This window comes from Flavitalea sp. (assembly GCF_035489435.1).
Lineage (GTDB): Bacteria > Bacteroidota > Bacteroidia > Chitinophagales > Chitinophagaceae > DATHKG01.
Genome location: NZ_DATHKG010000093.1, coordinates 38,725 through 63,934, shown reverse-complemented (window position 1 = coordinate 63,934; position 25,210 = coordinate 38,725). Strand labels below are relative to the sequence as shown.

18 protein-coding genes are annotated in these 25,210 nt (G+C 41.3%); 9 read left to right on the top strand and 9 right to left on the bottom strand.

Going from position 1 to position 25,210, the window contains the following annotated elements; all coding sequences use genetic code 11:
* Positions 1-753: OmpA family protein (locus VK664_RS14780; protein ID WP_461399451.1), on the top strand; the 753-nt coding region annotated here is incomplete at its 5' end.
* A 50-nt stretch (positions 754-803) separates the two neighbouring features.
* Here VK664_RS14780 and VK664_RS14775 read toward each other — a convergent pair.
* The gene (locus tag VK664_RS14775) at positions 804-3,086 is read right to left on the bottom strand and encodes a Tex family protein (protein WP_461399450.1); all 2,283 of its coding nucleotides are present in this window, start codon (positions 3,084-3,086) and stop codon (positions 804-806) included.
* Between the two features lie 419 nt (positions 3,087-3,505).
* On the opposite strand from VK664_RS14775, the gene VK664_RS14770 reads away from it, so the two are divergent.
* Positions 3,506-3,937, top strand: a complete 432-nt coding sequence (locus tag VK664_RS14770; protein WP_461399449.1) for a hypothetical protein — start codon at positions 3,506-3,508, stop codon at positions 3,935-3,937.
* Complete coding sequence (locus tag VK664_RS14765; RefSeq protein WP_461399448.1) at positions 3,927-4,112, top strand: hypothetical protein; 186 nt, start codon at positions 3,927-3,929, stop codon at positions 4,110-4,112. Before VK664_RS14770 ends, VK664_RS14765 begins: the two co-directional genes overlap by 11 nt.
* 24 nt (positions 4,113-4,136) lie before the next feature.
* Here VK664_RS14765 and VK664_RS14760 read toward each other — a convergent pair whose 3' ends face one another.
* Together VK664_RS14760 and VK664_RS14755 are read right to left on the bottom strand one after the other, a co-directional pair.
* Positions 4,137-4,838, bottom strand: coding sequence for a LytR/AlgR family response regulator transcription factor (locus VK664_RS14760; RefSeq protein ID WP_461399447.1), 702 nt, complete (start codon positions 4,836-4,838; stop codon positions 4,137-4,139).
* On the bottom strand, positions 4,835-5,866 hold the full coding sequence (locus VK664_RS14755) for a sensor histidine kinase (RefSeq protein ID WP_461399446.1): 1,032 nt from the start codon (positions 5,864-5,866) through the stop codon (positions 4,835-4,837). Before VK664_RS14755 ends, VK664_RS14760 begins: the two co-directional genes overlap by 4 nt.
* A gap of 161 nt (positions 5,867-6,027) precedes the next feature.
* Between VK664_RS14755 and VK664_RS14750 the strand changes: the two genes are divergently transcribed.
* The 4 genes from VK664_RS14750 (at position 6,028) to fbaA (ending at position 11,609) form a co-directional block, all read left to right on the top strand.
* Positions 6,028-7,395 carry a pyridoxal-phosphate dependent enzyme gene (locus tag VK664_RS14750; RefSeq protein WP_461399445.1) on the top strand — a complete coding sequence of 456 codons (1,368 nt, stop codon included), beginning with the start codon at positions 6,028-6,030 and terminating at the stop codon, positions 7,393-7,395.
* 975 nt (positions 7,396-8,370) lie between these two features.
* On the top strand, positions 8,371-9,195 hold the full coding sequence (locus VK664_RS14745) for an ABC transporter substrate-binding protein (protein ID WP_461399444.1): 825 nt from the start codon (positions 8,371-8,373) through the stop codon (positions 9,193-9,195).
* Positions 9,176-10,261 (top strand): hypothetical protein, encoded by a 1,086-nt coding sequence (locus tag VK664_RS14740; RefSeq protein WP_461399443.1) that lies wholly within the window; start codon positions 9,176-9,178, stop codon positions 10,259-10,261. The genes VK664_RS14745 and VK664_RS14740 overlap by 20 nt, the downstream gene beginning before the upstream one ends.
* A 280-nt stretch (positions 10,262-10,541) precedes the next feature.
* Entirely contained in the window at positions 10,542-11,609 is a 1,068-nt protein-coding gene (fbaA, locus tag VK664_RS14735; RefSeq protein ID WP_461399442.1) for a class II fructose-bisphosphate aldolase, read from the top strand.
* Positions 11,610-11,890: 281 nt separating this feature from the next.
* Here fbaA and VK664_RS14730 read toward each other — a convergent pair whose 3' ends face one another.
* The 3 genes from VK664_RS14730 to pafA form a co-directional block, all read right to left on the bottom strand.
* Positions 11,891-12,604 carry a DUF4397 domain-containing protein gene (locus tag VK664_RS14730; RefSeq protein WP_461399441.1) on the bottom strand — a complete coding sequence of 238 codons (714 nt, stop codon included), beginning with the start codon at positions 12,602-12,604 and terminating at the stop codon, positions 11,891-11,893.
* A 736-nt stretch (positions 12,605-13,340) separates the two neighbouring features.
* On the bottom strand, positions 13,341-16,190 hold the full coding sequence (locus tag VK664_RS14725; RefSeq protein WP_461399440.1) for a M16 family metallopeptidase: 2,850 nt from the start codon (positions 16,188-16,190) through the stop codon (positions 13,341-13,343).
* Positions 16,191-16,495: 305 nt separating this feature from the next.
* Positions 16,496-18,148: an alkaline phosphatase PafA gene (gene pafA, locus VK664_RS14720; protein ID WP_461399439.1), complete on the bottom strand. Its 1,653-nt coding sequence runs from the start codon at positions 18,146-18,148 to the stop codon at positions 16,496-16,498.
* Positions 18,149-18,281: 133 nt separating this feature from the next.
* Here pafA and VK664_RS14715 point away from each other — a divergent pair, with 133 nt between their 5' ends.
* A complete protein-coding gene (locus tag VK664_RS14715; RefSeq protein ID WP_461399438.1) occupies positions 18,282-19,544 on the top strand; it encodes an aminotransferase class I/II-fold pyridoxal phosphate-dependent enzyme in 1,263 nt (420 codons plus the stop codon).
* Positions 19,545-20,220: 676 nt separating this feature from the next.
* Here the strand turns inward: VK664_RS14715 and VK664_RS14710 are convergent.
* Positions 20,221-20,772, bottom strand: coding sequence for a thioredoxin family protein (locus tag VK664_RS14710; RefSeq protein ID WP_461399437.1), 552 nt, complete (start codon positions 20,770-20,772; stop codon positions 20,221-20,223).
* A 37-nt stretch (positions 20,773-20,809) separates the two neighbouring features.
* Between VK664_RS14710 and VK664_RS14705 the strand changes: the two genes are divergently transcribed.
* Entirely contained in the window at positions 20,810-21,379 is a 570-nt protein-coding gene (locus VK664_RS14705) for a UbiX family flavin prenyltransferase (protein WP_461399436.1), read from the top strand.
* Between the two features lie 244 nt (positions 21,380-21,623).
* Here the strand turns inward: VK664_RS14705 and VK664_RS14700 are convergent, their stop codons facing one another.
* Positions 21,624-22,283: a LolA family protein gene (locus VK664_RS14700; RefSeq protein WP_461399435.1), complete on the bottom strand. Its 660-nt coding sequence runs from the start codon at positions 22,281-22,283 to the stop codon at positions 21,624-21,626.
* Between the two features lie 322 nt (positions 22,284-22,605).
* Positions 22,606-25,146 carry an FtsK/SpoIIIE family DNA translocase gene (locus VK664_RS14695; protein WP_461399434.1) on the bottom strand — a complete coding sequence of 847 codons (2,541 nt, stop codon included), beginning with the start codon at positions 25,144-25,146 and terminating at the stop codon, positions 22,606-22,608.
* Positions 25,147-25,210: the final 64 nt, after the last annotated feature.

The window sequence follows — 25,210 nt, the reverse complement described above, 5'->3', positions numbered from 1 at the left end:
ACCAGGAAAATGTACTTTGCGATTTATGCGGAGTACAAGTTGCCTGAAAAATACATCAGCTTTGCAGATGCCCGTGTCACAAAATTGAACAATGGGTGGTACCGCCTTTCGAAAACCTGTTCATTCACAGATACCATGCGTGTACTCGTGATCGGCAATTTCAGTCCTAAATCGAATGCCCAGCTCCTTAAAGAGCGCAAAAATAAGGATGGCTACATTGTCACTAATATCGACAACCTGTCGCTCATGAGGGTAGCACAATCCGGTTCAAAAACATCCGCTGGTGCAACTATTATCAACTCCGGAATAAAAGATTCTTTGTATAAAATTACGGATAGACATCGGGGCCTCTATGAACTTGCAAACCGCAAAACGGTTATACCCGTCGAAAACGCAACTCCCCAGAAAAATGCAAATTCACTTGCCGACACCCTGGTTATTCCGGATGTCGCTTTCGCCTTCGATAGCTATCAATTGATTGACCGCCCATTGTTGGTGCAACAGCTTCAATCTGTGCTTCGAGGAAGAATTTCGAAGGTCCTGGTGGAAGGTTTTACTGATGCAAAAGGCAGCGCCAGTTACAATGACACTTTATCAACCAAACGTGCCGGCACAGTTGCAGCCCTGTTAACTACTGAATTTCCACTCGTGAAGTATTTGACAGAATCACGGGGTTCAGGCATTTCAACGAAATATGACGATGACAGTAAGAACAGGCGGGTCGAAATAATTATTTACAAATTGCAGGAATAAAGATTTTCTGCAATGAACAATTATATGATAGAAGATGGATAATCATTCGATCAATTATCCATCTTCTTCTTCAATTCCGCCAATTTCGCCTGGAATGGATTTAGCGGTGCTGCTGGTGCAGGCTTTGCTCCCGGCTTCGCACTGCCTTGCGGTTTAACTGCAGACGGACGACGATCTCCACCACTGCCTTGCGCCGGAGAAGAAGCCTCCTTCATCGTTAACGCAATCCGCTTACGGGAAGGATCTACTTCAGTAACGGTCACCATCACGCGCTGGTTTAGTTTCACCACCTGGTTTGGATCGGATACGAAAGTATTGCTTAGCTGAGAGATGTGCACAAGACCATCCTGCTTTACACCAATATCCACGAAAGCACCAAAGTTTGTAATGTTGGTGACGATACCCGGCAGTTTCATGCCTGGCTTAAGATCATCCATGGTTTTGACATTATCGTCGAAACGAAACTCCTCGATCTGCTCGCGTGGATCGCGACCAGGTTTTTCGAGTTCTTTGAATATATCGTTGATAGTAAGTTCACCGACTGTTTCAGTCACATATTTTTTGCGGTTCAATTGTTTGCGAAGCTCTGGTTTCTGGATCAGGTCCTTGATATCGCAATTAAGATCAGCTGCCATTGCTTTAACAACCGGATAAGTTTCCGGATGAACAGCACTGTTATCTAATGGATTCACAGCATCGCGGATACGCAAAAAGCCTGCGCACTGCTCATAAGCTTTTGGTCCGAGCATAGCAACTTTTTTCAATTCGTCACGTGACTTGAAAGCACCGTTTTTAGCACGATAGTCTACAATGTTTTTGGCAACGGTTGAGCTAAGCCCGGAAACATATGTTAAGAGATGTTTGCTGGCTGTATTTAAATCAACGCCCACATGGTTAACACAACTTTCAACAATACGATCCAGCTCATCTTTCAGTTTTGTTTGATTCACATCATGCTGGTACTGCCCTACCCCGATTGATTTTGCATCGATCTTTACAAGTTCGCTCAATGGATCGAGCAATCGGCGACCGATGCTTACCGCACCACGCACCGTTACATCCTGGTCAGGAAATTCTTCACGGGCAACTTCAGAAGCGGAATAAATTGAAGCACCACTTTCATTCACCATAAAAACAGAAACCGGCTTGCCGAAATCAATACCACGTATCAATTGCTCTGACTCACGGCCAGCTGTACCATTGCCAATCCCAATCGCTTCAATCTTATAAGTATCCACCAGGCGTTTCAGCTCAGCAGTGCTTTTTGAAATCTCGCGTTGAGGCTCATGCGGAAATATATTTGTGTAGTTTAAGAAGGTTCCATGTTCATCAAGGCAAACCACTTTACAACCGGTTCTGAATCCAGGATCAAGTGCCAATACACGCTTGGCACCAAGCGGTGAAGCAAGCAACAACTGGCGCAGGTTTTCAGCAAATACTTTTATCGCATCTTCATCTGCCTTGTTTTTACTCAGCAGCCTGAATTCATTTTCAATAGATGGTTTCAACAAACGATCAAAACTATCATCAATCGCTTTTTTAACTTCTGAAGCATTGGGATTTGAAGCTTTGATCAATATTCTTTCCAGGGATTCAACAGCATGTTGCTTTTCGATATTGATATCCATGATCAGGAAACCTTCTTTCTCACCACGACGTATCGCGAGTATCCTATGCGAAGGGCTATCAGCCAGGTTTTCGTTAAACTCAAAATAATCACGGTATTTCTGCGCTTCAGAATCATCTTTTTTTGAACTCAACACTTTGGCAGAAAACTTTGCTTCTTCAGTAAACAACTGGCGCACTTTATTACGCGCCTGCTCATGTTCAGAAACCCACTCAGCAATGATATCGCGTGCACCTTGCAAAGCTTCTTTAGAATCTTTCACCTGGTCGTTTATGAACTTTGCAGATTCTTCTACGGGGTTCTCTGCACCCTGTTCAAAAATGATCTTAGCCAATGGTTCAAGACCTTTTTCAATCGCAACGGTTGCTTTTGTTTTACGCTTGGGTTTATATGGAAGGTAGATATCTTCAAGCTCAGTTGAATCGTAAGAATCTTCAATACGTTGTTTCAGTTCAGGCGTCAGTTTACCAAGTCCTTCGATGGTTTTGAGAACGGTTTCTTTTCTTTTATCAAGTTCATTGAAATATTTAACCTGCTCAACCACATCATTGATCTGAACCTCATCCATATTGCCTGTGGCTTCTTTACGATACCGGGCCATAAATGGAATGGTCGAACCCTCATTATGCAACTCATAAATATTGTTAATCTGCTTCAACGAAAAATTGAGCTTCTCTGAAATCTTATTGAAATACTTCTGATCCATGGTTTCTATGTTACAATTTACTATCCAAATTTTGGGTAAGCACCGTTCATTTAACGGGCAGCAAATGTAAAAGGATAGGCAGGAAGAAAAAATTTTGTTTGTCCCCAACTACGCCCGCAACCAGTTCAGGCTTTGAATGGATGTTGGGCTTCGTTGGGCGAAGCCCAACTACCCCCGGAGCAGGGTTGAGTTTTTGAGTTGATGTGGGGCTTCGTTGGGCGAAGCTCACCTACGCCCGGAACAGGTCGTTGGACGCGGCCCACCTTGCCATATACTCCCGGAGCCTGCGCAGTTGACTGTTACAAGGCTGATTAGCGTCAGATTTTCCCAATTGGAAGAGGGAAATTGCCATTAGGACGAGGGTCGCTTTCAAGGCATATCAAGTGAGCGTAGGTTTGGGTGAAACAAACTTATATAAAATGAAAAAGACAATTTTTAAGCCGGGATCCAAATTATTTATCATTGGCCTGGTTGGCTTGCTGGCGCTTGGTTCATGCCGGAAATCAGACAAAATTGCAGAGGTAAGTCCGAAGGAATTTGTAGGTGATTGGAAGCTTTCGGACCTGATGCTTGTTAATGCAGGGGACAAACCGCCGCGGAAGCTGGAAGAACTGCCAAGATTGAATGACTTAAGGTTTATCATGGCTCCGGACGGACGGCTTTCGGCAGGGGGCAATGAGAAAGGCACCTGGGCTGTCGCAAAAGACATGATTTCGTTCAGGTTTGATGGAGAAGAACCACTCGATTTGAAGGTATCCAGACTTGAGCCGGGTTTTATGGTCCTGGAATACGGGTTTGATGCCAATGACGGCAGCCATGGCGGGACGATATATTATGCTTTTGCGAAATAGGTCGAAGCCGGAGGGTAATATTGCAGACGGTGATGATGGAGACCGTGATAATGGAGACGATGAGGATGGAGTCGGTGATAATATGGAAAAAACAATCTGCTGCCAAAATCCTTACGAAAGACAGCACCGTCTTAAAACCTGTCCCGGGACAATGTTAAAAATTGTTCCGGGATAATGTTAAACATTGCCCTGGATAATTCTACATCATATTTTTACGGCTTTTCAGGAGATTCAGGAACTGGTCCCGATAGGTATCGCTGACGGGAATCGATTCATCATCAATTCTTAGCTGGCTTTTTTCAATGCTGCGGATCTTATCCAAAGCCACGATAAAAGATTTATGTACCCGCTGAAACCGGGATGGAGGAAGTAATTGCAGGATCTCGTTAAACGACATCAGGGTCATCACTTTTCTTTTGGAAAGAACGATTGACAAATAATCTTTCATACCCTCGATGTATTTTATCTCATCGAGATCGATCCTTTCGTTACGGTATTCGGTTTTTACAAATATATAAGAGGCCACAGCCTGGGTTTGTTGTTTTGAGGCCAGGTCATTGGCCACTTTTGTTACTGCCTTTACAAAACGATCAAAGCCAAAAGGCTTAAGCAGGTAATCCGACACATTGTATTCATAACCTGCAAGAGCATAGCTGCTTTCGGCGGACGTGATAATAACCTTAGGCGGATGTTGCAAAGCCTTTAACACCTGTATCCCATCAAGATCCTTCATGCAGATGTCTAAAAAGATCAGATCAGTTTCATTGTTGACCAGGTAACTGATAGCATCTGCCCCATTGTCAAAAATTTTTTGAAGGCATAACAGATCCATCCTGCTAATGAACTCAGCAAGCTTCGCCACAGCCAGGTGCTCATCTTCTATAATTAAACAACGGATCATATATTGATAGGTGAATTTACCATTTGATTAGGCAAGAGCGGAATAACCAGCCTGATATTAAAGGTAGAAGTTGAGGGGCTGACTTCCATGGTATACTTACCCGGGAACAATAAATCAAGCCGGCGTTTAAGGGTTTGAAGTCCCAACCCGGATGATACCGTCTTCTTTGCATCGGGGTCATAAGCATTATTGCAGGTTAATACCATTTCTTTCCCATTTATATCCACCTTCATCATCACTCCTGACTGATTATGCTTATTATTATGATGTTTAAATGCATTTTCAGCGATCGGTATCAAAAGCATTGGCGGTACTTCGTAGTTGGAAGGATCGCCTTCGACATCAAATTTTATCAGGCCCTCTTTTTTGAACCTTAGGTTATACAGCGCAACCAGGCTCTCCAGGTAATTTAACTCCTGTTTTAATGGAACTGTATTTTCTTTTGTATCATAGATCATATACCGCATGATCTCCGACATAGAAATCAACGACCTTGAAGCTTCATCCGGATTAATTTTTATCAGTGCATCGATATTATTAAGCGTATTGAATAAAAAATGAGGACTAATCTGACCTTTCAAAAAAGCAAGTTCGGTTTGAAGCAATTGTTTTTGAAGTGCTTCCTTTTCACCTTTTAATTTCAGCCCATGCAAAAATCCACGGACCAGGTATCCGAGCATGGAAAAAAAGATCACCAGGATCAACATCTTGAAATACAATGTCACTGTTAATGGTTCATCATCCAATAACAGATAAAGAAATGGCAATAGAATTATCGTCAACACTCCTGCCACGATGAAGAAAAGTCTTGACTTTTTATTCAACCAACCCTGCCAAAGAAAATAAAATATGTAGAAAGGTAATATCAGCGACAGCAATAATATAAGAGCAATCTCCGAGATCAATCTCATATTAAGCAAATTTCCCATGCCCACTATCTCAAGAAGGCTGTCAACCACTGTCAGCATTACGAGATAAAAAATTGTCCAGATCAGCAGGTGGAAAGATAGCTTCAAAGATTTTGTCATGGTGTTTGTGTTTGAACAAACCAAAATTGGTTTGCAGATCAAAGTTCCGTGGTAACCCGGGCTGAAGTCTATACAATCGACAACCTGCCCATTTTTATCTATCACTTACTGCTCCCGGGATTGCAGCACAAAACCTTACCTTTGCAGAATAAATAAAAGTAATGGATATCAAGAACAACATACTGGAAACGATTGGCAATACCCCCATGATCAGGCTAAATAAAATCACAAAAAATTTTCCATGCACCGTTCTGGCCAAAGTTGATTATTTCAACCCCGGCAACTCCATAAAAGATCGTATGGCTGTTAAGATGATTGAGGTCGCTGAGAAAGAGGGTAAGTTAAAACCAGGTGGTACCATTATAGAAGGCACATCCGGCAACACCGGTATGGGCCTTGCACTTGCTGCAGTTGTGAAAGGATATAAATGCATATTCGCCACCACCGATAAGCAATCAAAAGAAAAGATGGATATCCTCAAAGCTGTTGGTGCCGAGGTTATTGTTTGTCCAACCAATGTTGAGCCCGATGATCCACGCAGTTATTATTCAGTTTCAAAACGCCTGGCTACCGAGATACCAAATTCATTTTACTGCAATCAATATGATAACCTCGCAAACCGCCTGGCACATTATGAAAGCACAGGCCCGGAGATCTGGAAACAGACAGATGGAAAAATCACACATCTTGTTTGCACGGCGGGTACAGGTGGCACGGTAACCGGTGTAGCCATGTATCTTAAAGAAAAAAATCCAGACATTCAAATCTGGGCTATTGACGTTTTCGGATCATTGCTAACTAAATATTACAGAACAGGAGAAGAAGATATGAATGAAGTGCATCCATACTTCTCGGAAGGTTTTGGTGAAGACTTTGTGCCACAGAACTATGATATGAGTGTGATCGATCATTTCGAACAGGTAACAGATAAAGACGGTGCGGTGATGGCAAGACGAATTGCACGTGAAGAAGGTTTGTTTTGTGGTTACAGCGCGGGCAGTTGCCTTCAGGGGTTAATGCAGTTAAAAGAGAAATTGAAAAAAGATGATTTGGTTGTTGTGGTCTTTCATGATCATGGCAGCCGTTATGTAGGTAAGATATACAACGATCAATGGATGATCGAAAGAGGATTCCTGGATGTAAAAACATTTAAGGATATTATCAGCACAAGAGGTACACAGAAACTTATAACAGTAACAGAGGATCAGACTGTGAGTGAAGCTTTTGAACTGATGCAGAAATACAATGTTGAAAACATCCCTGTAGTTAATAATAATAATGGTGAGCCGGTTGGGGCAATCAGTGAAGGTGGGTTGTTTACAAAGATGATGATTGATGGACAAGACATTAAAAACCGGAAAGTCACCGAAGTACTTGAGCCAGCCTACCCAATTATTTCATTTGATACCACGCTTGAACGTATCAGTACCCTTATTAATAAAGAAAATGGTGCTGTACTCGGAAAAGACGATACAGGGGATTTCCACATCGTTACAAAATATGATGTGATCCAGGCACTCAGCAATTAATATTCATCTGGGTTATCCACAGTTTGGCATGAAAATCGCTTGATTTAAGTCAATCATATTCTTAATTTCCTCAACTACCTACGCATTTTTAGTAGAGTTACGATGACCTCATCGTGCTTTATACATACCCGCACTGCATACTTACGATTTTCACAGTAAAAACCATAGATTTTAAATAGAGCAGAACTGCTCTTGTGCACATTGCCCTGTCTGTATACTTTTGATGCAGAAGTTGATTGATAGCTTTTATCAATCGTCCAATATCCAAAAGAGAAACCAACGTCCAATATCCAAAGAGAAACCAAGTATCCAATATCTGTCCAAAACCAAAAAATCCAGTATCAGTCAACTTCTTTTTTTTGATTTTTCCGAGTCCGTTTTTAGTAGTCCATATCTTAAGAAACCAACCTTATCCTAAACACCAAACCTTATCCTAACCTGTTTAAAATCCAGGCTATGCCAGAAAAACCAAAACCAAACATCCAAACTAATCCTGAAAAACCAACACTTAGAATCCAGGAATTGCCTTGAAAAACCAAAACCAATCCTGAAAAACCAACCAAACATCCAAACCAATCCTGAAAAACCAAACGAACATCCAAACCAATCCTTAGAAAGATTTAGTTTTTGATCTTATCCTTGATTAACCGTCCATATCCTTAGAAAGATTTAGTTTTTGATCGTATCCTTGATTAACCGTCCATATCCTTAGAAACCCGTCATCACCTAATCCATGATGCACGATCCGTATCCTATTAGATTTTATAATCTTATCCATGGCCTAACCATCCATGTGTTGAACAAACTAAAAAAGCCAGTATTCCTGAATGAAGAAACTTTTACCCGTTATCCAAGTCCTTTACTAAAACCGCATTTAATTTATCCAGTACCCTCCTGCTAAATCAATTTTAGCAGGAGGTAATTGCGGATTTTGCACATTAAGTTTTTTTCAGCCTTATCTTCCGGCAAAAAAACATGCCTTATTTCACCGACCAGGCAGGCAGATCCGTTGAGATTAAATCTCCCCCGACAAAAATCATTTCCCTCGTTCCATCACAAACCGAATTATTGTTTGATCTCGGTCTTGATGAATCGGTTATTGGCATTACAAAATTCTGCATACATCCCGATCATTGGTTTCGGACAAAACACCGCGTTGGCGGAACAAAAAATCCTAACCTTCAGCTTATATATCAATTGCAACCCGACCTCATCATCGGGAACAAAGAAGAAAACCGGAAAGAAGATATAGATATCCTGGCTGAAAATTTTCCCGTTTGGCTTAGTGATATCAATAACCTGGATGATGCATTGCAAATGATAGATGTGATCAGCCGGATCACCGCCACAACCGATAAGGGACAGCTAATTATCATCAACATTCGTGATAGTTTTGGGAAACAATCTCAATCTTCAGAACAACATCGTTCCTCAAACCAAAAATTTAAGGTTTGTTATCTCATCTGGCAGGATCCCTATATTGCTGTAGGTAACAATACATTTATTCATAGCATGATGCAGGAATGTGGATTCGAAAATGTTTTTGCGCATGAGTCAAGATATCCAACAACAACCGCTGAAGCAATAACTGCAAAAAACTGTGATTTTATTTTTCTTTCTACAGAACCTTATCCATTCACAGAAAAACATGTTAAGGAAATAAAATCATTGTTTCCTGGCTCAATCGTCATGCTTGTTGATGGCGAACTGTTTTCATGGTATGGCAGCCGCCTTACCAGGTCAGCCCCCTATTTCCAGACTTTAATCAATAAATTGCAGGATGCCGCAGGAACCAGTTGATAAGCCTTCGAAGAAAAAACCGATGTTCCCGGTGAATGATGCGCTGCGGGCATATCTCAATTATCATGGCCGCGAAGTGAAACTGCCGGTCGCTTACCGAGATCTCCTTCACTACACTTATTCAGTTCCTATTCTTGATAAAAATGGTGTTGATACCTACTGGGAGAAAGTGATTTATGATAAACGTGAATGGGACTTTATCCGCGAAGGACTTGTAAATATCTATGCGATATTAAAAACTGAAGGCGATTATAGTTTCACAAAACATCTTGACGTTGCCCGGATAGACTATTGCACATTTGGCAATTCTCATCCCTTCAGGATACGAATCGTAAACAAATTCAATGACAACTATGATCATTATTATATCAAGGTAGCTGATGCTTCAAGGGTTTATGGTCTTGAGCTCGAACATATGTTATCTCCCAACCGCATTACATTTTTCACACATCTGAATACCCTTGTAGAAGAACATATCGCGGGTATACCCGGCGACCTTTTCATCAAACAATACCTGAACGATGGTGTTGCCAATAAGATCCGCCTTGCAAAGGAATTCGTGAAGTTTAATGAACGTTGTTTTGTGCGATTGCTTGGTGACATGAGAAGCTATAATTTCGTGGTTGATATTACTCCTGATATCGAAGACTTCCAGTACCGCATCCGCAGTATCGATTTTGACCAGCAATCTTTTGAAGGTCGAAAGAATCTTTATATGCCCCAGTTCTTCAAGGAAAATCATGCGTTGGTTGATCTAAGCCTGAAGCTGCTGAACAAAGATTCGATTGAGCAGTACCAGACCGAAGAGAGAACCCTGGTTGCTTTCAGGCTGGCTTCCGCGAGGTACCGGATCAAAGCGCTGCTCGATATCATGACGGTTGACACTATCTCTACCCCGGAAAAGGTAAACCAGTTAAAAGAGGAACTTTACCAGTTTTACCAGGAGAAAAATATGGGTTTTAAAAGATGTCATTCTATGGGAGAGATAGTCAAAATGAACCTTAAACAGACCTTGCGCAAGAACCTGCTGCTTATCCCAAAAATCCAGAGCCGGTTCGGAGATTAATTCCATTAATGTCTTGAATTAGGAAAGTCTTCAATATGAAATGCACGCAATTAGAAATGCACGCAATTTGCAATATCTTGAATAAGAATTGTCTCCAATTAGAAATGCGTCCAATTTTTGAGGAGCAGCAGTGGGATTTCCCATCAAAATCCGTTCAATAAGGCTCATTTTGAGCCTGAACAAACCCTTTCAGGCCTGATCTTTTCCAATCCAGATTGCTTACCTTCGCGCCTGAATAATACTAATCATTTTAACAAAAACAGTAAAAGATTTTTAAAGCATGAAAAAATACAAACCCGGGGTATTGTTTGGTAAGGAATTAGAAGCATTGTACAATGATGCCAAGGACAATCAATTCGCGTTACCAGCAGTAAACGTAACCGGTACCGATACCATCAATGCCGTTCTTGAAACTGCAGCAAAAGTAAACTCACCCGTAATCATACAGTTCTCAAACGGTGGTGCTCAGTTTTATGCTGGTAAAGGCATGCCAAATGATAAACTCCAGGCAAATATTTCCGGCGCAATCTCTGGTGCACTTCATATTCACACCGTTGCCCAACACTATGGTGTACCTGTAGTTTTACACACTGATCATGCTGCTAAGAAATGGCTCCCATGGATCAGCGCGCTGATCGATGCGGGTGAAAAATATTTTAAGGAGAAAGGACAGCCGCTTTACAGTTCACATATGCTCGACCTTTCTGAAGAACCAATTGAAGAAAACATACATACTTCAGTTGAGTTTTACAAACGAATGGCTCCACTTGGAATGAGCATCGAAATCGAACTCGGGGTAACTGGTGGTGAAGAAGATGGCGTCGATAACAGTGGTGTTGAAAACGACAAATTATATACTCAGCCCGAGCACGTTGCATACGCTTATACCGAATTAAGCAAAGTTGGTAATATGTTTACTGTTGCTGCTGCCTTTGGAAATGTGCATGGCGTTTATAGTCCCGGTAATGTTGAACTTCGTCCTGACATCTTACGAAACAGCCAGGTCTATATCGAAAAAGAATTGAAAACCAAGCCAAAGCCTGTGTATTTTGTATTCCATGGTGGCAGCGGATCTCCGCAAAACCAGATTCGTGAAGCACTGGGTTATGGAGCAATCAAAATGAACATCGATACTGATATGCAGTGGGCATTCTGGGAAGGTGTAAAAGATTATTACAAGAAAAACGAAGCATTTCTGCAAGCCCAGCTTGGAAATCCTGAAGGAGCAAACAAACCAAATAAAAAATATTACGATCCACGTGTCTGGTTACGCAAAGGTGAAGAGACTTTTATTAAGAGATTGGAAGTTGCATTTGAAGATTTGAACTGCATTAATCGCAATGCATAGTAAAAACACGAATAGAAGCTAGTAAAAATCACAAATATAAAAACTCCCGCTCATCAGAATTGTTGAGCGGGAGTTTTTTGTTGCTTTAAATCAATCACGCAAACTGTTCAAAGCTAGAGGGATGTGACTATCTTTGTGATGTCATCCTTTAGATAGAATTATTCAATATAACAGAATAATCGAGATCCTATATAAAGATCATAGCCCTGTACGCTTCGGCCTACAGGGCCTCTTTTTTACTTTTGCTAATTAACTGTTTTTACTTTTGTTAATTTACTGCTTTACTTATTGATAATCAACTGGGCACCAAGTTCATTTGAACCGCCTCTGCCAAAGATACCCTTAGCTACGATTGTATAAATTTTACCTGCCTCTACAACAATGCCCGGAACACTGAGAAGCTTTACGGATGAACCTGCAAGGAGTACATCAACTACATAAGTTCCGGCATCAACACTGATAAAGTTTGCTTTGCTTCCATCTGTTACTACATCAGCATAAGTTCGGTTTGGAAACAGAACAGTGTTGTTGGCTGCAAGATCAACAGCAAGTTTGCTAGCCGATGTGGCAGGACTCAAATGTATAAATCGCACTTTTGCTTTGCCGGAGGCCGGTGCTGATAAATCATCTTCCACGGTAAACACTTTCAACTTGCTGGCCAGCAAAGTATCATAGGCGAAGATTGAATAGCTACGGCCATCATTCATGTTGATAGAGGTCTCAACAACGGGATTAATAGTATTAACTGCTGCAAGCTTTACACCGTACTGCTTAGGAGCAATAGAGCCATAAGCAGAATTAGTACCATAAGCAATTGCAGAAGCGCTGGCTTTAACATCATCAAGATACAATTCAAGGGAAGGCGCACCTACCGCAGCGTGAACCACCATGTAATTAGAAGGTTCAACGGGGCCATCGTCATCGTCTTTCTTACACGAGTTCATAAACAGTACCATCGAGGCAAGCGCAAGCGACGTCAGGATCTTTTTCGTCATAGTTGTTGTTTTAATTTTAAGAATTGTTGGTTAGTGAGAAGATAATTCGCTAAGGCAATTTCAATTAACATGCCATATGTTACTAATAATCAATAACCCATAGAGTGTAGTGCCATTCCTGAACGACTTTATATTTTCTTTATGAATTATGGCTCAACTTCCTGCGAACTGTTTCTACATATAGAACTGCAGGTAGCTATAATTATTCATTAGTCCTGGGTATCGGGAAAATCATGTGGCTAATGTCTCCTCATATCCCTGTTTTTGGCGACCAATTCCACACAATTATGCGATTGTGGCGGACACGTATTGAAAGTGGTGAGTGGTGAGTGGTAAGTGGTGAGTTTAGTTATTGAGTGATGAGTTAAAACGCTTGATGTACAACCCCGATAGGGGTTGATTTCGCATAGCCCGGGGTGAAACCCCGGGGTGTGATTCACATAATGTAATTCATGTAATGTAATCCACATTATGTGATCCACATTGTGTAATCCACATTATGTAATCCATGTAATGTAATATTTTACAGGGCTCAAGAATTATCATTAATCTCTAAACCAATTGTACCTGTACAATTGCAAGTCTGTAGAAAGACCAGTACCGAGTCCACTTTAAGAGAGATATGAATTATGAGTTATGAATTATGAAACAAGTTATTGAAATCTTTTTCTTTTAATTCATAACTCACTTTCATAACTAATAACTCAACAACTCAACTCACCACTCACCACTGGAATTAAAACGCTTTTTTGGGCGCATCAGCTTTTGACGGCGTTACTTCCTCCGGCATCAGGACGGCGGTAAACTGATTTTTACCATTAAACACCAGTTTAGCTGCTTGTTGAATATCCTTCACGGTCAGCTTATCTACAAACTCTTCATAGTTTATAAAACGTTTCGGATCACCTTTTTTCTCCTTCAGTTCAATAAGGTTACTTACCCAGGTTCCGTTTTCTTTCATACTTGTTCTGTATTGCTCTTTCCATTGCTGCTTTACCTTATCAAGGTAAGATTGCTCAGGACCTTTATCAGCAATCTGGCGGAATTCGTTGTTTACTGCTTTCAGCAAAGTATCGACCTTTTCCGGACCGCATGGCAACTGCAGCATGAAAGAATAGTTTGAGTAAGGTGATTTCTCCAGGGCTGCAAATGAACCGCCTCCATATATGCCCTGCACTTTTTCGCGGAGCTCTTCTATGATGCGGATATTCAGTACTTCACTCATTGCCTGCAATTTCAAATCAAGCTCTTCACTATAAGGAATCTCACCGCTATAGATTGCAAGGATCAGGCTTTTCTGTTCTTTCCCTTTATTAAAATTCAATTTTTTTGTTCCTGTGATAGGTCTCACCTTATTATCAACAAAACTGAACTTCTTACCTGTCACAGGCAGACTCGCAATGTATTTCTCAATCAATGGTTTAATATCTGCTTCCTTGAAGCTACCAACAAAAACAAAATGCATACCTGTAGCATCACCAAATCTCTCTTTATATATAGCCAGTGATCTGTCAAGTTCAATTTTATCAAAATAAGATGATTTGGGAACAGCCACTGGTGCCAGCTCATTGTTTGCATACATCACCTTATACATGGTATCAATAAACGCTGCCTGGGGATTAGAGCTAAGCATTGCATATTGTGATTTATTACGCTGAACATAAGAACGGAACAGCGCCGTATCTTTCCGTGGTTGGGTCAGGTACAAATTTGTTAACTGGAACATTGTTTCCAGGTCCTTAACAGATGAACTGCCACGCAAGCCATCAGTAAGAGCACCAAAGCTCGGGCTAACAGTTGCGGTTTTTCCAGCCAATGCTTTCTTGAGATCAGTTGGAGAAAATTCACCAACACCCATTGCATTCACTATAGGCACTGCATATTCTGCATTGTATTTGTCCTTAATACCATAATTATTTTTTCCACCTGGCCGGGTTGCAGCCATCAAAATCTGGTCATTTTTGAAATCGGTAGGTTTCAAAGTAACAGTAATACCATTGCTCAGTTTCATCTCAGTGGTACCCAGTACAGCATCTTTGGTGGTGCTCACAATCTTTCCGGCTACCGGCATTTTGTTTAAAAGATCGGCAGCCACCGCCTTTTCTTCATAGGCTTTGAGTTCCATTTTGCCACCGTCATCAATAACCGCTAGCAGTTCTGATTCAGTCGGCAATTTTTGGTCTGCCTTAGGATCAGGACCCATCGCGTAAACGAATTTATTTTTCTCGTCCTTAAACACTGTAGTAACGACGTTCACTTCTTCCAGTTTAATACCAGGTAACAATGCCTTCACATATTCGAATTCCTTATCAATTCCTGGTGTCGGTTCCTGCTGAAGAAAATGACTCACATATTCATTCACATAATTGGCTGATTCTGTTTTATCACGATTGTTCCATGCACGCTCATAGTTGGCCTCCATCGTTTTTTTTGCCCGCTCCAGTTCATTAGCCGTAAAACCAAAACGTTTAACGCGCTCAATTTCTTCGGTCAAAGCATTGAGACCTTTCTGCATATCACCGGTACCCGTTCCTGCATAAGCGCTGAACTGATCGTATCCACGGGCATAAGATCCAAAATCAACGGCGCCATAAAGAAATGGAGGATTTTCTTTTTGTGTGAGCTCCTGTAAGCGCTGGTTCATAAGGGTTGTAAACAGACTCTGCACGAGATCCTTACGGAAGTCTCCCACAGTCGTTTTCTCAGGAGCTTTAAAAGCAGGATAGTTGATTGCAAGCTGGTAGCTCGTTGCTTCCTTATCAGTGACCAATGTTGCTGTGCTTGACGAATAAGGCGGTAATTCCACGTTTACTCTTGGCCTTGAATTAGCGGGATTGGTGAGAGCATTAAAATGTTTTTTGATCAGCTCTTCAGCCTTTTCTTTGGTGATATCACCTACCACAATCACTGCCATCAGGTCCGGCCGGTACCATTCCTTATAAAAACGTCTGATCTCTTCATGTTTAAAATTCTTAATGATATCTTCCTGGCCAATCGGTATACGCTGTCCGTATTTTGATCCTGCAAAAAGTTTTGGATAAATCTTCTTATACATCCTGTCTGAAGCACCCTTTCCAAGACGACTTTCTTCAAGTATAATAGCTCTTTCAGAATCAATATCATCGTCCAGATAAGTAACATTATGCGCCCAGTCTTCCAGGATATCAAATCCTTTCTCAAGATTGCCTGCCTTGTCGGTAGGAATGGGAAGTATATAAACGGTTTCATCAAAACCTGTATATGCATTGAGATCATTTCCGAATCCAACCCCGATTGATTGCAGGAAAGAAATGATCTCATTTTTCTTATAGTTTTTTGTCCCGTTAAAGGCCATGTGTTCGGCCATATGCGCGAGACCTTGCTGAGAATCATCTTCCAATACAGACCCTACATTAACTACCAGCCTCAGTTCCACTTTTTTCTCGGGGCGGGCATTTGGCCTTATATAATAGGTTAGCCCGTTTTCGAGTTTGCCTACCGTTAGCTTACTATCCAGGGGCATCTTGTCTGCCGTGTTTACCTGGCTCGTCTGCGCCGATCCGGTTTGGACAACAACCAGGAACAGCAATGCAAAAATCGATTTCATTAACATATGGACTTGTTTAAGTTAGCAGTTAGTAATTATTTTAAGTTAGCAGTTAGTAATTGTTGGTCTTAGAAAGTTAGCTATTAAAGTTCCCGGAAATTATGGTAGTTGAATTTTACTGATGACAACAAATTTATCAATGACGCGAATCAATTCGGTTTCCACTTATGTAAAAAACGGGGAATATTGCGATTGTCCCAATTACAACAGCCGCTGATTCAGACGGAAAATCTGTACCAACGGCTGCATGTTAAATTATATTCCGTAATTATCCTGCAAGGACGGCGGAAATATATAAAAAAAATTTATCTCAGGACCTCTTCCACCGCTTCACCTACGTTCCCACTTGGGTTCTGGATCTTCAGCAGGGCTGAAATGGTTGGTGCGATATCGGTCATATGTGTTTCCCGGCTTAGTTTACCGGGTTTTACTTTCCATCCATAAAACAACATAGGAACATGAGCATCATATGGGTTCCAGCTTCCATGGGTAGTGCCGGTCGCCCCGCCGTCAATATATCCGGGTTGCAGGATCAACTGGATGTCACCCCCTCTTTTTGGATAATAACCATTGGTTACCATATCCTTTATTTTGGCGTTCAATGTGGTACCGGCAATATCTTCCAGGTCGAAAGCCCTTGAAATTTCCGGTTGTTTGTTCAGATAAGCAATGATCCATTTTTTCACGGCAGCCTTATCCAGTTTCATAGAATCAATAAGCTTATTATTCAGATGTAACTGGTAATTTGTATTTGCTATGATCAGTTTATCAGCTCCAAACTGACTTTTTAAACCTTCATTGATTTCTTTATTCCACTTCTCATCAGGTATCACACCACCTGGCAATTTATTTTCAGTATTGAAGCCCGGAACATGAGACACTCCATGATCAGCCGAAAGAAATACCAGGTACTCTCCTTTTCCTACTTTGGAATCAAGGTAAGTGAAGAACTCACCCATTTCTTTATCGAGACGCAGATAGTTGTCTTCAGCCTCGATAGAATTCGGACCAAAGGCATGGCCAATATAGTCCGGGCTGGAGAAACTTACCGCAAGCAGATCCGTGATATCATCTGCACCTAATTTTTCATTTTCGATGGCTGCTTTGGCCATTTCAATGGTGAGTGTATTTCCATAAGGTGTGCTTGAAACAACACCAAACGATTTATCAACGAATTTTTTCAGATCATAAGGGAAGCCGCGTTGATCAGCGCCAAAAGGCTTGCCTTCATATGGCTTATCGTCTTTGGTACTTTGTACATAAGTTCCGATAGGATATAATGTGCTCCAGCCTTTTTCAAAATACCCGTTCATAAGCTTACGCGCATTGAAAGCTTTTACCCAGGCTTGTTCTTCATTCATATAATAGGTAGAAGTTACAAAGTTGCCGCTCCTGCTATCAAACCAATAAGCCGCATCAGCAGAATGACCAGCCGGTAATATTGCACCCCGGTCCTTAATAGCAATGCCAATCACTTTGCTGCGGAAGTTGGTTGCCAGCTTCAGTTCATCAGCGATAGTGGTTACCAGCATATTTTTTGGACTCATTTGACCAGAATTGCCGGTTGCGCCCACTGTTTTCACAGAATTATCTTCGGTGCAATAAACTGAACGCCCCATTTCCCGATCCCACCAGCCATTGCCAGTGATACCATGTATAGCCGGAACACTGCCGGTATAAATACAGGTATGCCCACAAGCCGTGATGGTCGGGGTATATGGAATCAGGGCATTCTCACAACTGAAACCCTGGTTCAGGAATTTTTTAAAAGCGCCATTTGCAGCGTAACGATCATAATAACGATAGAGGTAGTCCCAACGCATCTGGTCCACCACGATTCCAACCACCAGTTTAGGGCGGAGTTTCGTAGAAGAAGCAGAAGTTGTGGAAGATTTTGTTTGACCAAATGTTAAAGAAATAGCAAAACAGAGACTTGAAACCAGAAGTAATTTCTTCATCAGATTGAATAATTTTCAACAAATGTAGGAAAACTTGAAGCGGTTCAATCGGGCACAAGTAGCAAATCCATTACCTTTGCGTGAATTTAATCTATCTGAAAACAGATTTAATTCTATTATCAAACCAACATATATGGCAGATATTTTTGACAGGCTTCTGAAAAATTATGGTCCGATAGGACAACATCGTGAAAGAGCGCATGGTTATTTTGCTTTCCCAAAACTGGAAGGTCCGATAGGCAGCCGGATGAATTTCCGTGGTAAAGAAAAGATTGTCTGGAGCCTGAATAATTATCTCGGTCTCGCAAATCATGCCGAGGTTAGAAAAGCAGATGCTGATGCTGCTGCTAAATTTGGTCTTGCTACGCCCATGGGTGCAAGGATGATGAGCGGAAACTCAAATAATCACGAGCAACTCGAAAAAGAGCTTTCTGAATTCGAATCAAAAGAAGATACTATCCTGCTCAACTTTGGTTACCAGGGTATGTCAAGTATTATTGATGTGATCTGCAGTCGTCACGATGTAGTGGTTTACGATGCAGAAAGCCATGCTTGTATTATTGACGGCCTGCGTCTTCATCCCGGCCATCGTTATGTGTATAAACACAACGATGTTGCCGACTTTGAAAGACAGCTTCAAAGGTCCACTGCGTTGATTGAAAAGCAAAAAGCCGGCGGTATCCTTGTGATCACTGAGGGTGTATTTGGAATGGCCGGCGACCAGGGCAAACTAAAAGAAATAGTGGCTTTAAAATCGAAGTACCAATTCCGATTATTGGTTGATGATGCACATGGTTTCGGAACACTTGGTAAAACCGGTGCTGGTGCTGGTGAAGAACAGGGAGTACAGGATGATATCGATCTGTATTTCTCTACGTTCGCGAAATCAATGGCATCCATAGGCGCTTTTCTTTCAGGCCCGAAAACGATCATTGATTTTATCCGCTATAATATCCGTTCGCAAATTTTCGCAAAAAGCCTTCCAATGCCTATTGTGCTGGGCAATCTGAAACGTCTCGAATTGTTAAGAACTCAACCTGGACTTCGTGAGAAGCTATGGCAAAATGTAAGATTGTTGCAGAGTGGTCTGAAAGAAAGAGGATTTGATATAGGTAAAACGGATTCTCCGGTTACTCCTGTTTATATGAATGGCGGCGTTGAAGAAGCTACGGCGATGGTGATGGACCTTCGTGAAAATTATAATATATTCTGTTCAATCGTAGTTTACCCTGTGATACCTAAGGGTCATATCATTTACCGTTTGATTCCTACGGCTGCGCATACAGAAGAAGATATTCAGCTGACTCTGCAGGCTTTCGACGAAACCAAACAAAAGCTTGACGCCGGTTCATATAAGGTTGAATTTATCCCAAATATGGCGTTAAGAGAATTATGAGTTATGAATTATGAGTTATGAAAGTTAATGGGAGAAAGATGAGATAACTTAGCAATAAAATAATATATGATAAAAAGACTGCCTCTTAAGGGGCAGTTTTTTTGTGCCTGATTGGGTCGCTACTTTGTGGCTGGTTGGGTGGGAATTTTTTGGACTTGCACAAAAAAAGCCTCCCTAAAGGGAGGCTGCACTAATCAAATACCATTAACCATTAAACCTTATCCTATGAAAAATCAAATATAAGATGATAGCGTTGAAACATTAGTTGTATTAGTATTTTTTTTTTGGTAAAAAATTAGCTTACTTGATTTATATCAAGAACCAATTAAGGTTAAATACTTATATGGGGGCTTGATAGCACATATGAAGGGCTTTATAGCACGATAATACTAAAATAAAAAAGGGCCAGGATAGAAATCCAGCCCCGTATTAAATCCAATATCCTATGAAAAACCAAGGCTATGACTTCATTAAAAAAAGAAAAGTTGCATGGACTCTCAAAAGTTTGTAAAATTCAAGGTAAGTGGGTAGGAAAAGAGAATTATGAGTTATGAATTATGAGTTATGAAAGATAGTGATGAATGGGGACCTCTCCTTGTCACTACATATTTCATTACTTCATTCATAACTTAACTCATAACTCATAACTCATAACTCATAACTCATAATTCTGTTCCTACCATTTGCTTTTGAAGTTTTTACGATAGTCCTCGAACGCCACTTTGCCGAATTTTTCTTCGCCGAAATATTTTAAGATCAGTTCAAAGTCTTTTGGCTCGAGGTAGCCAGGTATCGCTTGTGGGGCACCGTTATCCGGAGGTATAATTACTGTGGTTGGATATGATAGCTGTCCGTTGGTTAAATAGAGGGCTATATCATTCGTACGATAATTGGGATTGAAGCTGTAGCGTTTACCATTCCAGGTAATCTGCTTTTTTGTTTCTGCATCCAGCTTTACGGTGTAGAACTTATGTTGAAGATAGTCAGCTACATTTTTATTAGCATATGTTTTCTTATCCATCACTTTGCACCAGCCGCACCATTCTGTATACAGATCAATAAGAACCGGCCTGGGGTTTACCCGCAGGCTGTCTGCCACCTGCTCCAGGGTGAGCCAGTTCACTTTACTGGCCGAGACATGCTGCTTTTGAAGCGTTTCAGGCTTTCTAAGAGATAAACCCACCAGGAGTATGCCCCCAAATAAAAAAAGCCATTTTACACTTCGCATAACTACTTTTGTTTGACAGTAAGATAACTCAAATACCATGCATAAAATTGTGTTGGCGATCACTGGCGCCAGTGGTTCAATCTATCCCAAACTACTTCTCGACCGATTATTAACAATGAAGGATCAATGGAGCGAACTCGCGGTCGTGATGACCCAAAATGCCAAACTCGTATGGAAAACAGAGCTCGATAACCAGGATTATGATAAATACGCCGTAAAATTCTATGAAACAGGTGATTTTATGGCACCTTTTGCCTCCGGTTCCGGCAGATACAATGTTATGATTATCGCTCCCTGTTCAATGGGTACCCTCAGCCGTATAGCCACGGGAGTTTCAACCGACCTGATAACCCGTGCTGCAGACGTTATCCTTAAAGAAAGGCGGAAATTGATTTGTATGATCCGGGATACACCTTATAACCTGATACATATAAGGAATATGGAAACTGTGACTCTCGCGGGTGGTATTATCTGTCCTGCAACACCTTCTTTTTATAGCAAACCTGCTACCATCGACGCGGTGGCAGCAACAGTTACAGACCGGATACTCGACTTAGCTGGCCTGGACATTCAAACCTTCAGATGGGGTACTGGAAATACGCAATAAATCTCCGCTTCTTATTCAATAATGATCCGGGTTGATCGTATATTCCCTCTACGATATTTGCCAGGTACGATGTTCCAGTTACAATATTTTCCAGCTACGATATTCCAGCTACGATATTCCAGCTACAATATTTTCCTGTTAAGATCATATCTAACCTGTTAAGATCATGTCTAAATTGGATCTGTTTAGGTCAACGCATATCCCCTTGATACTTATTTCGGCGAAAGAAAATAACCAACTTAACTTATCTTAGGTCCACCTCTTCTACTCCCGGATATTTCTTTTTATCGAACACAAAAACAGCATCCGCAATAGGAGCTTTACCATTCAGGCTGTTGACTGTATAAGTATATTTGTTGCCATTCTTTTCAAGTACGCGGGTACTGTAAATGCTTTGGGTATTTTTATCAACCATTGCATAAACCTTATGAAAAGCCTTGGTTTTATCAACCGGGGTCAATTCTATTTCCTGCACTGTTTTGGTGCCCACTTTCTTTTCTCCGTTCAGTTTATAAAGGAAATCCTTGTCATAAAAGTTTGTAAACAACTTCTGCGGCGTGATTGAATTTGCGGATGGATCAAGTTGTGAAATTGTTACCTCATTGGCCGCTTTGTCAAAAGTCCAGACGTTTTTGCCATCACAAAATATTTCCTGGCCGGGGATATTGATCTTATATTTCTGACCCTTCATTGACACAGTACCGGTTTTTGTGCCCTGTACTTTTCCTTTGCCATCTTCAATTTTTAAGGTAAAGTTTGCAAGTACCGCTGAATAAGTTTTGAACTTTGCACTTACCGCATCCAGTATCTTTTTTGCAGCCGGATCATTGGTTGCTAACTCACCCTGGCTAAACAAATTTGTGACAATCATCAGTAACCCGGCAAACAAACTTAGTTTTCTCATGCTGAATATTTAAAAGAAATTTTACGCAATATATGGGGAGATGATCAAACTAAGGATAAGGTTGTCTTAAATTTTCCCGGTCGCAATACAAAACAAAATATGGGATACTTATAACATTTTCTTAATAAAACCAAATGATCATCTTCCATACCAGCCAGTTGATCAAATTTCAAACGAACCAAATTGACCAACTTCCAGAGCAACCAGTTCATCAAATTTTCAAACGAACCAAATTGATCAACCTCCAGAGCAACCAGTTCATCAAATTTTCAAACGAACCAAATTGATCAACTTCCTAATTACTATTGAATCAACTATTTTATTAACCAAGTTGATCAACCAGGTGACGCTCAAGATCTGCTTCTGTTTTGATCAACACATCCCTGGCCTTCGATCCCTGGCTCGGTCCCACTACCCCACTCGCTTCCAGCTGATCCATCAACCTTCCTGCCCTGTTGTAACCAAGCTTCATTCTTCGTTGTAACAATGATGTCGAACCTATCTGGCTTTGAACAATCAACCTGGCAGCATCCTCAAATAAAGCATCCCGGCTACCTATATCAAAATCCTTGCCCTCCAGCTCTTTTTCGTCCACATATTCCGGTAAAAGGAAAGCTTGTGCATAACCTCGTTGATCACCGATAAAGTCACAAACGCCTTCAACTTCGGGGGTGTCTACAAAAGCACATTGCAAACGGGTCAATTCTCCATTGTACGAAATAAGCATATCACCCTTTCCAATCAATTGTTCTGCGCCACCTGTATCCAGGATCGTACGGGAATCTACTTTCGAAGAAACCTTAAACGCGATACGTGCCGGGAAATTCGCCTTGATGGTACCGGTAATAATATTAACAGATGGTCTTTGTGTGGCAATGATAAGATGTATACCGATCGCACGAGCAAGTTGCGCCAGGCGCGCAATTGGCATTTCAACTTCCTTACCCGCAGTCATGATAAGGTCAGCAAACTCATCAACTACCAAAACAATAAATGGCAGGAACTGGTGCCCTTTTTCAGGATTCAGCCGGCGCTTGATAAACTTCTCATTATACTCTTTGATATTCCTTGCCCCCGCTTCTTTCAGCAGATCATATCTTGTATCCATTTCAATACACAAGGCATTCAGGGTATGAACCACTTTTTTTGTATCAGTAATGATGGCATCTTCTTCACCGGGCAACTTGGCAAGAAAATGTTTTTCAATGGTCCTATATATACTCAGTTCGACTTTTTTTGGATCAACGAGGACAAACTTTAGCTGGGATGGATGTTTCTTATACAACAGCGAAACCAATATAGCATTTAATCCAACCGACTTACCTTGTCCTGTAGCACCAGCCATCAGCAAATGCGGCATGGTTGTAAGATCAACGATGAAATTATCATTATCAATCTTTTTACCGATCGCTATCGGTAAACTGAAATTATTCATCTGGAACTTCTCGGAAGCAAGTAGCGACTTCATACTTACCACTGTCTTCTTAACATTCGGCACTTCTATACCGATGGTTCCTTTACCAGGAATCGGCGCAATGATACGAATACCCAATGCAGCCAGGCTTAAGGCGATATCATCCTCCAGGTTTTTGATACGGGAGATTCTCACACCTGCGGCAGGTACAATTTCATAGAGAGTTACTGTGGGCCCTACTGTCGCACTGATTTTTTGAATAGATATATCATAGTTCTTAAGGGTATTGATGATCTGATTTTTGTTTGCTTCCAACTCTGCCGGATCCTGGATGATCTTTTCGCTGCCATGGGTTTCAAGCAGGTCCAGCCCGGGATATTTATAATCCTTTAAATCCAGTGTAGGTTCATATGGTGTAGTGTTCTCAGGCAGTTTTTCGGCAATATCTTCATCAAGAACCGGTTTCTCAGGCACACTGTAGATTTCGAGTGGAATATCGGCCAATGGCTTTTTTCCCAGCCTGTCACCGGCCTTGCTGACAATTGGTTCGGGTATCATTTCAACCGGTAATTCATTTTGAGTACCGATCTCGTCATCCAGGTCTTCTTCAAAAGTCTTTGCCGGGGAAGACAACTCATCAGACAAAGCTTTTTTCTCTATTAACCGGAGATCATGTGCCGGGGTATTTTCAACTGCTGTAGAATGCAGCTTCTTGTTCCTGCCTTTTGGGATATCCTTCACCGGTAGTGTTTCTTCAAGGCCGGTTAAATCGTTGTCATTATCCAGCAGCACGTCTCCGGCTCCGACTGCTTTTTTCTGTTTTTGAAATTCAGGAACCTTGAATACCGGGTTAAACCGCCAGATGATATAGGCAATTCCGACCACCAGTAAAAGAGCGGCTGTACCAAACATACCAAGTGTTACCGAAAGCCAGTTACTGATCAGTTTACCAAATTCTCCACCCCACGGAAAAAAACTTCCGCTGCTTATAAAAGCAAGGGCAACGGAGAAATAGATTATGCCAACCAGCAGATAACGTATGTTCCGGCCAATAGAAAATATCTTTTTTGCAAAGACTGCATTAGCGCCGACAACAAAAAATAAGGTGCAGAAAATAAAAGAAGCAAGCCCAAAACCGTTATAGAAGAATTGGTGAGCAATATATGCCCCGAGGTTTCCCATCAGGTTAGCAGTCTTAATACCTTCGGATGGCCATAATATGGCGGCACCACGGAAAACCTTATCCTGATCAACTTTCCACGTGAACAGATAGGACGCAAATGCTATAAGTAAAAACAGGCCGCACAAAAGGGATACAACACCCAGTATTTTATGGGTTCTCTCATCTCTTGCCAGTTCCTTTACCGTTACACGCTCTTCTTTCTCCGGCTTTAATTTATTTTTGTCAGCTGTCTGGCTTTTTTTACTTGATTTCGCACGATTTGCCATGTTCACAAATATAAGTAGTTTAGGCTTTGTGAGGTTGTGGGTCCCATATTAACCCTGATATTTG